This is a genomic window from Seohaeicola sp. (assembly GCF_048006315.1).
Lineage (GTDB): Bacteria > Pseudomonadota > Alphaproteobacteria > Rhodobacterales > Rhodobacteraceae > Seohaeicola.
This window is the reverse complement of record NZ_CP180350.1, coordinates 3,175,974-3,188,704: the sequence shown is the minus strand read 5'-3', so window position 1 is coordinate 3,188,704 and position 12,731 is coordinate 3,175,974. Positions and strand designations below refer to the sequence as shown.

Sequence of the window (12,731 nt, the reverse complement as noted above, 5' to 3'; positions counted from 1 at the left end):
CCCCCGGCAAAAAGAAACCGGGCCCCGTGTCAGGGCCCGGTCGGTCACGTTCGTGCGATCACATCTTGGACTTGCGTGCCTCGATGATCGACAGGTAGGCGTCATGGTTGATCGGCATCATGCCCAGCGCTTCGCCGGCCATGAAGTTGTAGGCGCATTCCTTGTCCATATAGGGCATGGAGGCCATCAGGCCGATCATGTCCAGCTTCACGCGCTCGGGCAGGGCGGTGCGCAGCACGACCGGACCTTCCGGGATCGGCTTGGACTTCCAGATCTGGACCAGGTCGTTCATGTCGACCAGACCCGCATCCGACGCCTTGCGCAACGCGCCCGAATTGTAGCCGTCTTCCCATGCGCCCAGGCCATCGGCCCAGGTCACGCCGCCGTCCACATCGCCATTGGCCACGGCAACGATGGTCTGCTCGTGACCGCCCACGAAACGGACCTCACCGAAATAGTCGCCCGATTCCATGCTGGCGCCGGTCGCCTCGGGGATTTCGATCGACGGGATCAGGTAACCGCTGGTCGAGTTCGGATCACCGAAGGCAAAGACCTTGCCCTTCAGATCCTCAAGCGAGGTGATGCCGCTGTCGGCGCGGGCGAAACCGATCGAGTGATAGCCGTAAGAGCCGTCCACATTGACCTTGACCAGCACAGGCTCGACTGCTTCGGGATCGGTCAGGTAGGTCTTGGCATAGGCCGAGGCGCCCAGCCACGCCAGGTCGATCGTGCCGCCCAGCAGGCCCTGGATCACACCGTCGTAATCGGCGGGCGTGAACAGCTTGGTGGGAACGCCCAGCAGGGCCTCGGTCTTGGCGCGGAAGCACTCGTTCGAGGTCATGCGGTCCTGTGCGTTCTCGCCGCCCAGGATGCCGATGCGGAATTCGGTGATCTGGTCCTGTGCGATGGCAGGGCTGACCAGGGCGGTGGTGGCCACGATGGCTGCGATGATTTTCTTCATGGGTCTCTCCGGTTTGCAAAAACCCCCACGCGATTGCGACGGGGGCGGGTTTCAGGTTTCGGATGTCAGACGGCGGCCTCGGCCTCGCGAATGGCACGGGCAGCGGCTTCGCTGCGCTCCAGCGCCTCGATGCTGGTGCTGGTGGCCTCTTCGCTGAAGCTGGCGTCGGCGCCATAGATGTCGCGGGCAACGCCCGTCGTCAGTTGCTCGGGCGTGCCGTCGAAAACGACGCGCCCATCGCGCATGCCGATCACACGGTCGCAATAGCGCCGCGCGGTATCCAGCGTGTGCAGGTTGGCGATGACCATGCGGCCATCTTCCTCGTGGATGCGGCGCAGCGCCTCCATGACGACCTGGGCATTCATCGGGTCAAGGCTGGCGATGGGTTCATCCGCCAGAATGATCTGCGGATCCTGCATGAGGGCGCGGGCAATCGCCACGCGCTGCTGCTGGCCGCCCGACAGGGCCTCGGCGCGCTTGGGCGCATGATCGGCAATGCCCAGACGATCGAGAATGGCAATCGCCTGCTCGATGTCGGAGGACGGATAAAGATTGAACAGGGTCGCCAGGGTCGAGCGGCGGTTCAGCGTGCCGTGCAGGACGTTGCTGACCACATCCATGCGCGGGACAAGATTGAACTGCTGAAAGATCATCGCGCAGTCCGACTGCCAGGCGCGCTTCTGGGCGCCTTTCAGGGTCAGGATGTCGCGATCCTGGTAAAGCACCTCGCCCGACGTCGCATCGGTCAGACGGTTCAGCATGCGCAGCAGCGTGGACTTGCCGGCCCCGGAACGACCGATGATCCCGATCATCTTCGGCTCGGATACCGAAAAGCTCACGTTATCGCAGGCCGTATTCGCGCCGAAACGCTTGGTCAGCTTCTTGACGGCAAACATGTCAGTCCCCCTTGCGGTACGGGGACCCGAATAGGACGGCTGCGCGACCGATTTGTTGCGATCATGTGAAATTTTTGTAAAGGAGGGCGAAGATGCGGCCCGACATGCCGCGCGCCGCGGAAGGGCCGATCCTGCATGCAGACCACCGACATCGCCATCATCGGCGCGGGCCTTGCCGGGCTGACCTGCGCGCATCTGCTGCATGCACAGGGCCTGGACGTCACGGTGATCGAGGCGGCGGATCGCATAGGCGGGCGCATCCGGTCGCTGCGCGACACGGATGGCAAGGCACTGGCCGATCTGGGTCCGACATGGGTCTGGCCCCCGCACCAACCCGTGGTGGCCCGGTGGCTCGACCGGCTGGACCTCGCCACCTTTGCACAGGCCAACGAGGGTGACGCCGTGATCGAAGGCTATCACCCTGCCCCTGTCCGCGCGCCCCTGCCCGGCCAGGACGGCATGGTACGGATCCAGGGTGGACCCGACGCGATGGTACAGGCCATGGCCGCCGCCTTGCCGGGGGCCGCCCTGCAACTGAACCGCCGCATCACCCGGATCGATAGCGCGATCGACGGGCTGATCCTGACCGATGCCAAAGGCAAGCAGATCAGCGCCGGTCGCGTGGTCCTGGCCACACCGCTGCGCATCGCCGCGGCCGATATCGCCATGTCCGATGCCCCCGCCGCCCTGCTGCAGGCCATGCGCGCCACACCGACATGGATGGCCGGGCAAGCCAAGGCCGTCATGCTCTATGATCGCCCGTTCTGGCGGGACATGTACCTGTCAGGCCGGATCGCCAGCCGCATCGGCCCCCTGACCGAGGTGCATGACCACAGCAGCACCCGGGGGCAGGCCGCGCTCTTCGGCTTCATCGGCCTGCCGCCCGCCGCACGCGATCCCGCCCTGCTGAAGGCCGCAATCCGCGCGCAACTGGCCCGCTGCCTTGGCCCGGAAGCAGGCCAGCCCCGCGACATCACGATCCAGGACTGGGCGCGCGATCCGCTGATCTGCACGCCGGCCGATCACAACGGCGCCCATCCGGACCTGCCCCCCACGATCCTGCGCCAGCCCCATCTGGACGGTCGCCTGCACCTGGGCGTCTCCGAGACATCCACCCGCAGCCCCGGCCTGATCGAGGGCGCGCTGGATGCCGGCCAGACCACGGCAGAGGCGATCCTGTCCCGGCACTGACGGCTTCGCAATGTCACCGGCGGCACCTCGGCCGCGCCCTGCTTCTTCTTGCTCTAAATATCCATGGCCACGGGATCAGCCCAGCGCATGGATGCGCAACGCGGGACAGACCTGCCGGGCGATGTCGCACAGATGGCGGTGATGGGTCAGGTAGATGACCTGGCCGATACCGGCCATGTCGGCCAGCAAGGAAAACGTCTCGGCCGCACGATCGTCGTCGAAGGTTTCCATGATGTCATCGGCAATGAAGGGCACCGTCGTTCTGGCCCCGGCAATTTCGTGATAGCCCGCCACGCGCAGTGCAAGGTAGAGCTGGAACCGCGTTCCCTTTGACAGATCGCGCGCCAGCTTCGATCCGCCCTCCGCGCCGATCGCCACCAGCACCTCGCGCTCGGCCTCGGGCTGAGCGGCAAGACCGCTGTATTCGCCCCGCGTGATCGTGCGGAACGCCTCCGAGGCGCGCCGCATCATCGCGCTGCGATGCGTGTCGCGGTAGCCCTGCAACGCATGATCCACCGCCATCGCGCCAAGCCGCAGCCGCAAGAACCCGCGCGCCGCATCCGCGATCTGCAACAGCAATGTCTGTCGGGCCGCCTGCAAGCGCGCCACGGCATCATCGCCGCCGACGGCATCAAGGCGCGCCTGCGCCTGTGACAGGGTTGCGTACAGCGCCTGCAACGCCTGCGCCTGCTGCGCCTGTGTCGCACTCAACCCGTCCCGTTCAGCCGCCAGCGCCGGACGCTCCAGACCGTCAAGCGCGGACACCGCCTGGTCAAGCTGATCGGTGCCCATCGTCTCGCAGATGTCGCGCGCCAGGTGGTCTCGCTGCGCCAGCAGGTCGTCGCGCCGCTGCGCTTGCGCCACGGTCTGTTGCAATGCCTCGGCACCGATGCCGCCGAAATGCGCGCACATCTCGTCGAGCCGCGCGACATGCCGGGCCTGTGTCTGCGCCAGGCCATCCGCAAGCTGCGCCGCCTCCTGCAGCCTTTGACGCAGCCGCCCGGCCTGGGCCTGACCCTCCCGCGCGGCCTGAAGCCTCTGGCGCAATACGGGCCAGAGCGTGGCCCCGTCATCGGCGGGCAGAGCCAAGGCGCGCGCCAGATCGGCCATGGCCGCATCGAACGCGGCGCAATTGCCTTCCATCTTGGCGATCCTGTCCGTCAGCTGGCGCAACAAGGTCCAGTGCCGGTCAAGCTGCTGCAACAGGTCCAGCGCCTCGCCCATCGCGGCGACGGTCGGCCCCGCATCGCCAAACGCGGTCTGGGCACAGGCGGCAAGCCATTCCGCCTGCCAGGCCTGCATCGCGGCTTCGGCCCGCGCCTCGGCCGCCTGCCGCCGCGCCAGATCGGTGGCCGCATCAGCCTTGGCCGCAGCCTGCGCCGCCTGGTCGCGGGCCCGGTCCAGCAGCAGGCGTGCCCGGAGCGTCAGCAACTCCAAGGGCGTATCCGCCGCGACCCCATGACCGCAGGCGGACAGCGCCGACCCAAGCGTGGCTTGCGCCGTCTGCACCCTGTCCCCTGCCGCCTGTTCGTCCCGCGCGGCGGCCTGCACGGCCTCATGCGCCTCAAGCGCCACCTCGCGGCGGCGCATCCAGTCTTCCAGCGCATCAAGCGTCATCGCGGGGTCCAACCCCTGCGGCACGGCGGCGGACAAGTCGGCGCGCAACTGCGCGTCGGCCCGCAGGGCCTCGTCATGCCGGGCTTGCTGCCGCGCCAGCGTCGCGCTAAGAGAGGCCAGACGGCTTTGCGCCTGGGCGCGCTGCTGCGCATCGGCCGCTGCGCGGGCCTGGGCGGCGCCCAGTTGGTCATCCTGCCGCAGCGCCGCTTCGAACCGATCCGCACTGTCCGGCGTCAAGGCGGTGCGATGTTCCGACCAGAGCCTTTCGCGCAGTGCCCGGACCTCGGCCGCCTGCGCGACCGTCACCTCCCCCGGAACCACGGCGGCGTCCAGGGCGGCCTCGGCCAGGGCGATATCCTCGGTGGTCTGCACGATGGCGGCGCGGTCACGCTCGATCGCATGGCGGGCCTCGGACAGACCTTGGCGCCAGGCCTGCATCCGGGCCGGCGTCGGCACGGTCAGCGCCACCAGCGCGGCCCCGCCACCCTGCCAGGGCGCAAGCCGCGCCAAAGCCGCGTCGCGCTTGTCGCAGGCGGCGCGATGGGCCGTCATGGCCCGTTCCAACGCAGCCTCGGGATCGCTGCGCGCCAGACCCTGGATGACCTGCTCCAGCAGGGCAAGATCAGGCGTGGACGGCGCGTCGCCCCCGGCATCAGCGGCAAGCGCTGCCTGCCGTTGCGCGGCGGCGCGTGTTTCTTCCCGCGCCGTGTCCAGCGCCGCGGCCACGCCCGAATGACGTTCCATCAAGGCGCGCAGATCAGCAACCAGGGGGGCAGGCAGCAGCAAGGCGGCCGGGTCGCCATCGACATGTCCAAGCTGCCGCAAAAGATGATCGATCTGCACCTGCAGGCTTGCCGCCTCGGCGCGCCGGTTCGGCAGGTCGCGCAGCGCCCCGTCGCGATCGGCCTTCAGCGCCTCGATGGCGGCCATCGCATCGGCCTGCGCCAGAATCGCGGGATCATCGACCGCCGCCGCAAGCTCATCCCGCGTCGCCGCGATCTGCCGCTCCTGTTCCTCGATCCGGACAGCGATCTGGCCATGATCGCGCCACAGGTCCGCCAGTTCATCCGCCCACCCCTCGGGCAGGGGGGCGACAACCGGCAAGTCCGCCAGTTCCGCCTCGAACCGTTTCAGCCGCATCACCAGCGGCAAGGCTGCCAGCAGGCGTTCAACCTCATGCAGCCGTCGCAGCGTCAGCGCCTGCGCGGCATCCGCACCGGACCATGCCTCCTGCGCCCTGTCGCGCTCTTGCGCGAGCGTTGCGTATTCACGCGCACCCATGTCCTTGTCCTGGATCGCCTGGTCCAGCGCGGCCAGTTCCTTTTTCAGATCGGCAAGCCCGCCGCTGCGCCCCGTCGGACGAAAGAAGCCCTGCGCACGGGCGCGCAGATCATCCAGCGCCTGTCCCATTTCGGCCAGCCCGCTGGAGGCTGTGAACAGCATCTGGCCCAGGTCGCCCTGACTGGACAGGATGCTTTCCCCGCCCTTTTCCAGCGTATCGTCATCAAGGCTGAACATCGCCTCGTAGCCCGCGCGGTCGATCCCCCCAAGGATCCCCTGCAGCATCGCCTCGGGGATCGCGTTGCCCGCAGGGTCCGTCAGCGTGCCGGTGCGCCCCTTTGTGCGGATCACCTCGTGCCGATCCCCGCCCGCCTCGATGCAGGCCCCCAGCCGCATCGCGCCGTAAGGATGCAGGAAATCCATCCGGCTTTGCGCGGGAATGCCGTATAGCAGGTCAAGCCAGCCCTGCATCGTCGTGGATTTTCCGGCCTCGTTCGGCCCGTAGATGATATGGAAATCCAGACCCTCAGCGGGCCGCGCCCCGAAATCGATGCTGCGGTCGGTGAATTTGCCGTAGCGGGTCAGATCAAGCCGGCGCAGGCGCATCAGGCACCGTCCTCCAACCCCTGCAGATGCGACAGGACCTCGGCCGCGCCCTCGCGCAAAAGCGCATCGCGCGCCGCGTTCTGCGCCGCGGGATCATCGCCCAGCAGGGACCGCAAATCCTTTGGCAAGGCCTTGAGCAAAGTGTCGATCAGGGCATCCGCCTCGGTCAGGACGGGGCCGGGCAGGCTTGCAGGCGGTGTCGTCATCGCAGCGACCGCACGCCCCAGTTCCGCCAGCGGGCCAGCGGTATCGGCGCGCGGCACATCGGTGCATTCGACAGAAATCCCGTCAATCCAGAGCGTGCCGATCGCCTCGCCGGTCAGCCGCGCCTCTTCCAGCAGCAGCCCCAGATCACGTCTGAGCCGCCACAAAAGCCCGGTCCGCCCCGTCAAAACCGGACGCAGGACCAGATGATCCTCGGCATGGGCGCGGCGCGCCGCGCGCAGCGCAGAGCCAAGCGCCGCAACGATCCCCGGCCAATCCATCGCATCGTCCAGTTCCACATCCAGCCGCGCGAAACGGGCCAGCGCGGTGCTGCGCTCTTCCACGGTCAGACTGCCATCATCCGCCACCGTGACCAGCGTCACGGATTTCGCCCCGGCCTCGCCGATGTCGCGGCCCTGCGGAATGCCCGGCATGACGACATGAACCGCGCCTGGGTGATGTGCGCGGGCATGAATATGGCCCAGCGCCCAGTAATCGAACCCGCTGGCCTGAAGATCGGACAGACGGCAGGGCGCATAGGGGTCATGCCCCGGCGACCCATCAAGGCTTGTGTGCATCATCCCGATATTGACCGCGCCCGGCACCGGTGCCTTGAACCGTTCCAGCAGGCTTTCGGGCGCATGGGGCCGCGCAAAGCTGATGCCGTGTATGGCCAGATGCAGATCGCCCTTGTCACGCCGCTCCAGCCCCGCCCTCGCCCCGAAAACGGTAACTGACGGCGGCAGCACCAATTGTCCGGTGATCCGCGCCTCGGCATCATGGTTGCCCCGGATGATGAAGGTCTCGATCCCGGCCTCATCCAGCCGCCTCAATTGCTGCGCCAGAAAACGCGCCGTCTTCATCGAGGTTTGTGCCCCGTCGTAAAGATCGCCCGCGATCAGCAAGGCATCGACCTGTTCGTCAAGGCACAGCGTGATGATCCGCTCGAATACGGCGCGGCTGGCCTGACCGATGACCTCGGCCAGCGCCGGATCGCGCAGCGCCAGAGACTTGAGCGGCGAATCGAGATGGAGGTCAGCCGTGTGAACGAAACGGTAGGGCACGCGCAGGTCCATCTGAAAAGGGGAATGTCGGGACCGCCAGCCTGTCGCCATGACCCAGGGTTGTCAAATCCAAACCGGTGCGGTCCGCGGGGGCGATTCCCCCAATTGCGGCGAAAGCCAAATCGGCGCGCTTCAAATGCTGCCCAATTTGTATTCTTTCAAACGTCTTTAAGCGGAAATTGTATACATTCAGTTGATCCGGATCCATTCACTGACCCCCTGCCCCTCCTCCTCCGTTCCAGCCCGGCCTAGCTGTCCGACACGGAGGAGACCAACCAGAACTCGGACCGCACCATCCAAGCAAGGTGCGGACCAGACAGAGAGGTCACATCATGGAACGTCGCAAATTTCTGACGGCCACCGCCGCTGCCGCCGTCGCAGCCCCGATCGCCGCCCCCCGCGTGGCGCGGGCGCAGGACAGCTTCACCTGGAAGATGACAAACTCCTACGGGCCCGGCTCGCCCTTCTATACCGTGGGCCCCGGCAGCCCCACCGACATCATCGAAAAGATCGCCACCATGTCGGGCGGTCGCCTGACGATCCAGCATTTCGCCGCGGGCGAACTGATCCCCGCCTTCGAGGGCTTCGACGCCGTGCAGCAGGGCGTGATCGAGATGAACGCCTCGAACAGCTATTTCTGGTCGGGCACCACCTTCGCCGCGCAGTATTTCACCACCGTTCCCTTCGGCATGAGCTTTGCCGGTCACATGGCCTGGCTCTATCATGGCGGCGGTCTGGAACTGTGGCACAAGGTCTACGAACCCTTCGGCCTTGTCGCCTTCCCGATGAACAACACCGGCGTGCAGATGACCGGCTGGTTCCGCGAACCGATCGAGGACATCAGCCAGCTTCAGGGCCTGCGCATGCGTATCCCCGGTCTGGCCGGACAGGTCTATGCCAGCCTTGGCGTCGATGCCCGCGTCCTGCCGGGCGGCGAGATCTTCCCCGCGCTGGAGCGTGGCGTCATTGATGCCGCCGAATTCGTCGGCCCCTATCAGGACCGTCGCCTCGGCCTGCAGAATGCCGCCAAGTTCTATCACACCACCGGCTGGCACGAGCCGTCCACCACGGGCGAGCTGCTGATCTCCAAGGCCGCATGGGACAGCCTGCCCGCCGATCTGCAGCAGATCGTGAAAACCGCCTGCATGGCCGCATGCCTTGAAAGCATGACCTGGTCCGAGGCCGTCAACGGCGAGGCGCTGTCGGATCTGGTGGACAATTTCGGCGTCACGGCCGCCGTCCTGCCCGAAGCCGTTGTCGAGGCGCTGCGCACCGCAACCGCCGACACGCTGGCCACCCGCGCCGCCGCAGACCCATTGGTCAAGGAAGTGCATGACAGCTACATGGCCTTCAAGGCGAACCACGACCGCTGGGCCGGCGTCAGCGAAGGCCCGTGGCACAAGTCGATCCTCAAGGTCTGAGGATGGGCACGCTGTCACGCTTCGTGAACGTGATCGAGGGCGCGGTCCGGCTGTTCGGCTGGATCGCGGCCTGGACCTGCGTGGCGCTGGTGCTGATGGTGGCGGGCGATGTATTCGTCCGCTACTTCCTGCGCACCGGGGCCGTCTGGTTGCAGGAACTGCAATGGCACCTGATCTCGCCCATCGCGCTTTTCGGCATGTCCTATGCGCTCTATTGCGGCGAACAGGTCCGCGTCGACGTGCTGTTCGAACGCTTTCCCGCATGGCTGTGCCGTGTGATCGAAGTGGTCGGCGGCCTCGCGCTGATGGCTTTCGCGATCTATGCCGTCTGGCTGTCGCTTCCATGGGTGCAGCAATCATGGCTGCGCGCTGAATCCTCGCCCAATCCGGGCGGCCTGCCCTATCGCTGGGCCCTCAAGTCGCTGATCCCGCTGGGTTTTGCGCTGCTTGCCCTGCAAGGTCTGGCCCATGCGCTGCGTCACGGCTTCGGCCTGCCCAACCCGGCCCGTGACAGCGGGCCTGCGGGACACTGAATTTCAGGAAAGAACCAAGATGTCTCCGAACGATCTTCTGGCGATCGGCATGATCGCCGCCTTCTTCGTGCTGCTGATCGTGGGTATCCCCGTCGGCATCGCCATTGCCGTATCCGGGCTGGTTTTCGGCTATGCGGGTTTTGGCCCGATGCTGTTCAACCTGCTGCCAGCACGCATCTATGGCGTGGTGACGAACTATACCTTCATGGCGATCCCGCTGTTCGTCTTTATGGGCGTGATGCTGGAAAAATCCCGCCTGGCCGAAGAACTGATCGACATCATCGGCCATGTCTTCGGCAAGGTCGCGGGCGGCATGGGCGTGGCGATCATTCTTGTGGGCGTCCTGCTGGGGGCTGCGACGGGGATCGTCGGGGCCACCATCGTGACGCTGGGCCTGCTGACCCTGCCCACGCTGCTGCGCCGGGGCTATCCGAAATCGCTGGCGACCGGCATGATCTGCGCCAGCGGAACGCTGGGGCAGATCATCCCGCCCAGCCTTGTTCTGATCCTGCTGTCCGAGATCCTGGGCGAATCCGTGGGCACGATGTTCGCTGCCGCCATGATCCCCGGCCTGACTCTGGCCGCCGTCTATATCGTGGCGATCCTGGTGCTGGCCGCATGGAAACCCGGCCTGATGCCGCCGATCCCGCAGGCGGAACGCGACGCCATGAGCGGGGCAGAACTGGCCAGGAAGGTGGCCTTGGTCGTGGGCCCGCCGATCGGTCTGGTGATCGCGGTCCTTGGTTCGATCATCGGCGGCCTTGCCGCCCCCACCGAGGCCGCATCGATGGGGGCCATCGGCGCGCTGGTCTTCGTGGCGCTGTCGGGCCGCCTGACATTCGATCTGCTGAAACAGGTGGCGCGCGCGACGCTGCTGATCTCGTCGATGGTCTTCTTCATCCTCATTTGCGCGCAGGTCTTCGGCCTGGCCTTTCGTGGCCTCGGGGGCGAACATCTTGTGCAACTGATGTTCGACTGGGTGCCCGGCGGCGTGAACGGGGCGCTTCTGTTCATGCTGCTGCTGGTCTTCGTGCTGGGCTTCTTCCTGGAATGGATCGAGATCACGTATATCGCCCTGCCGCTGTTCCTGCCCTTCTTCATCGCCAATGGCGTCGATCTGGTCTGGCTGGGCATCCTGATCTGTCTGAACCTGCAGACATCCTTCCTGACCCCGCCCTTCGGCTGGTCGCTGTTCTTCCTCAAGGGCGTGGCCCCGCCCGAGGTAAGCACTCTGGACATTTACAAGGGTGCAGTGCCATTCATCGGTCTGCAGGCGATTGCTCTGGCGCTCGTCTTTCTCTTCCCCGGGCTTGCCCTTTGGCTGCCCCAGGCAATCGGATGGTGACATGCTGACTTCTTCCATGGGCTACAAGGGCGCGATCAGCGCGCCGCATCGCGCTGCTGCGCTGGCCGGACGCGACATCCTGAACGCGGGCGGCACCGCGATCGAGGCGATGGTCGCCGCAGCCGCGGCCATTGCCGTGGCCTACCCCCACATGAACGGGATCGGCGGCGATGGTTTCTGGGTGATCCATCGCCCCGGCCATGCCCCTGTCGGCATCTCGGGTTGCGGTCGTGCGGCGGGCCTTGCCACGCCGGAATGGTATGCCGAACGCGGTGTGACGGGCGCGCTGCCCGCACGCGGCCCGCTGGCAGCGCTGACCGTGCCCGGCACCATCGACGGCTGGGCCAAGGCGCTGGCGCTGGTCCCCGAAGACCGCCGCCTGCCCCTGTCGGACCTGCTGGCCCCGGCCATCGCGCTGGCAAAAGACGGCATCGCCGTCACCGCCAACCAGTCGCTGACAACGGCGGCCAAGCTGGACACGCTGAAAGGCGTGCAAGGCTTCGACGAGACATTCCTTGTCGCGGGCCAGCCCCCCGCCCCCGGCCATCTGCTGCGCCAGACAGCACTTGGCAACACGCTGGCGCGCCTGGCCGAGGTGGGCCTGGACGACTACTACCGCGGTGAGATCGCGGCGACGCATGCGCAGTTCCTGGCCGATGCGGGCAGCCCGCTGCGGCTGGCCGATTTCCATCTTTTCGCCGCCGACCAGGTGACACCCCTGACCGTCAGCACCAGCGCGGGACAGCTTTACAACATGATCGCCCCCACGCAGGGCGTATCATCCCTGATGATCCTGGCGCTGTTCGACCGGCTGGGCGTGGACCGGGGCGAGGGTTTTTCCCATCTGCACGGGCTGATCGAGGCGACCAAGCAGGCCTTCATCCAGCGCAACGCCGAACTGGGCGATCCCGACAGCATGGCGACCCCGGCACAAGACTGGCTGAAGGCCGCGCATCTCGACAGGCTGGCGGCGAAGATCGACATGGAGCGCGCCCTGCCCTGGCCCCATGAGGCCAAGCCGGGCGATACGATCTGGATGGGCGCGGCGGATAGCGACGGCATGGTCGTCAGCTTCATCCAGTCGGTATTCTGGGAATTCGGATCGGGCCTGACCTGCACCGATACGGGCGTCTTCTTCCAGAACCGCGGCGCGGGCTTCTCGCTGGCTGCGGGACCGAACCAGCTTGGCCCGTTCCGCCGGCCCTTCCACACGCTGAACCCGGCGCTGGCGCAGCTCGAGGATGGGCGCGTGATGGCCTATGGCACGATGGGCGGCGAGGGCCAGCCGCAGACACAGGCGGCGGTCTTTACCCGCCACGTGCTCTACGGGCAGGACCTGCAAGCCGCCGTCACCGCGCCACGCTGGCTGCTGGGCAAGACCTGGGGCGACACGACCACGACCCTGAAACTGGAAGACCGTTTCGATCCGGCTCTTGTGACCGCGCTCAAGGATGCCGGCCACGAGGTCGAGATGATCGCCCCCTATTCCGATACCGCAGGTCATGCGGGTGCCGTCGTGCTGCACCCCGAGGGCCTGATCGAGGCCGCATCCGACCCCCGCGCGGATGGCGCGGCGCTTGCCTTCTGACCAAGGAAATGAACGGATAAAACT

9 protein-coding genes are annotated in these 12,731 nt (G+C 66.6%); 5 read left to right on the top strand and 4 right to left on the bottom strand.

Features of this window, described 5'->3' with window-relative positions; genetic code table 11:
* Nucleotides 1–58: 58 nt before the first annotated feature.
* The gene (gene phnD, locus ACMUJL_RS15870; protein WP_068290325.1) at nucleotides 59–961 is read right to left on the bottom strand and encodes a phosphonate ABC transporter substrate-binding protein; all 903 of its coding nucleotides are present in this window, start codon (nucleotides 959–961) and stop codon (nucleotides 59–61) included.
* A gap of 65 nt (nucleotides 962–1,026) precedes the next feature.
* Entirely contained in the window at nucleotides 1,027–1,857 is an 831-nt protein-coding gene (gene phnC / locus ACMUJL_RS15865; protein WP_068290326.1) for a phosphonate ABC transporter ATP-binding protein, read from the bottom strand.
* A 135-nt stretch (nucleotides 1,858–1,992) separates the two neighbouring features.
* Between phnC and ACMUJL_RS15860 the strand changes: the two genes are divergently transcribed.
* Complete coding sequence (locus ACMUJL_RS15860) at nucleotides 1,993–3,048, top strand: flavin monoamine oxidase family protein (protein ID WP_375572905.1); 1,056 nt, start codon at nucleotides 1,993–1,995, stop codon at nucleotides 3,046–3,048.
* A 75-nt stretch (nucleotides 3,049–3,123) separates the two neighbouring features.
* Here ACMUJL_RS15860 and ACMUJL_RS15855 read toward each other — a convergent pair whose 3' ends face one another.
* Both ACMUJL_RS15855 and ACMUJL_RS15850 read right to left on the bottom strand, forming a co-directional pair.
* The gene (locus ACMUJL_RS15855) at nucleotides 3,124–6,552 is read right to left on the bottom strand and encodes an AAA family ATPase (protein ID WP_375572907.1); all 3,429 of its coding nucleotides are present in this window, start codon (nucleotides 6,550–6,552) and stop codon (nucleotides 3,124–3,126) included.
* Nucleotides 6,552–7,832 carry a metallophosphoesterase family protein gene (locus ACMUJL_RS15850; protein WP_416914341.1) on the bottom strand — a complete coding sequence of 427 codons (1,281 nt, stop codon included), beginning with the start codon at nucleotides 7,830–7,832 and terminating at the stop codon, nucleotides 6,552–6,554. Before ACMUJL_RS15850 ends, ACMUJL_RS15855 begins: the two co-directional genes overlap by 1 nt.
* 320 nt (nucleotides 7,833–8,152) lie before the next feature.
* Between ACMUJL_RS15850 and ACMUJL_RS15845 the strand changes: the two genes are divergently transcribed.
* Genes ACMUJL_RS15845 through ACMUJL_RS15830 form a run of 4 tightly spaced genes read left to right on the top strand, consistent with a single transcriptional unit; the run spans nucleotide 8,153 to nucleotide 12,707 of the window.
* Nucleotides 8,153–9,241 (top strand): TRAP transporter substrate-binding protein, encoded by a 1,089-nt coding sequence (locus ACMUJL_RS15845; protein ID WP_068290329.1) that lies wholly within the window; start codon nucleotides 8,153–8,155, stop codon nucleotides 9,239–9,241.
* Between the two features lie 2 nt (nucleotides 9,242–9,243).
* A complete protein-coding gene (locus ACMUJL_RS15840; protein ID WP_068290330.1) occupies nucleotides 9,244–9,774 on the top strand; it encodes a TRAP transporter small permease subunit in 531 nt (176 codons plus the stop codon).
* Between the two features lie 19 nt (nucleotides 9,775–9,793).
* Nucleotides 9,794–11,119, top strand: a complete 1,326-nt coding sequence (locus tag ACMUJL_RS15835) for a TRAP transporter large permease (protein ID WP_068290332.1) — start codon at nucleotides 9,794–9,796, stop codon at nucleotides 11,117–11,119.
* 1 nt (nucleotide 11,120) lies between these two features.
* Complete coding sequence (locus ACMUJL_RS15830; RefSeq protein ID WP_375572912.1) at nucleotides 11,121–12,707, top strand: gamma-glutamyltransferase family protein; 1,587 nt, start codon at nucleotides 11,121–11,123, stop codon at nucleotides 12,705–12,707.
* The last annotated feature ends 24 nt before the right edge of the window (nucleotides 12,708–12,731 follow it).

Excerpts from the sequence above, each read along its gene's own strand:
- ACMUJL_RS15835 (WP_068290332.1), top strand. The coding sequence starts at position 9,794 with ATGTCTCCGAACGATCTTCTGGCGATCGGCATGATCGCCGCCTTCTTC.
- ACMUJL_RS15830 (WP_375572912.1), top strand. The coding sequence starts at position 11,121 with ATGCTGACTTCTTCCATGGGCTACAAGGGCGCGATCAGCGCGCCGCAT.
- phnC (WP_068290326.1), bottom strand. The coding sequence starts at position 1,857 with ATGTTTGCCGTCAAGAAGCTGACCAAGCGTTTCGGCGCGAATACGGCC.
- ACMUJL_RS15850 (WP_416914341.1), bottom strand. The coding sequence starts at position 7,832 with ATGGACCTGCGCGTGCCCTACCGTTTCGTTCACACGGCTGACCTCCAT.
- ACMUJL_RS15860 (WP_375572905.1), top strand. The coding sequence starts at position 1,993 with ATGCAGACCACCGACATCGCCATCATCGGCGCGGGCCTTGCCGGGCTG.
- ACMUJL_RS15840 (WP_068290330.1), top strand. The coding sequence starts at position 9,244 with ATGGGCACGCTGTCACGCTTCGTGAACGTGATCGAGGGCGCGGTCCGG.
- ACMUJL_RS15855 (WP_375572907.1), bottom strand. The coding sequence starts at position 6,552 with ATGCGCCTGCGCCGGCTTGATCTGACCCGCTACGGCAAATTCACCGAC.
- phnD (WP_068290325.1), bottom strand. The coding sequence starts at position 961 with ATGAAGAAAATCATCGCAGCCATCGTGGCCACCACCGCCCTGGTCAGC.
- ACMUJL_RS15845 (WP_068290329.1), top strand. The coding sequence starts at position 8,153 with ATGGAACGTCGCAAATTTCTGACGGCCACCGCCGCTGCCGCCGTCGCA.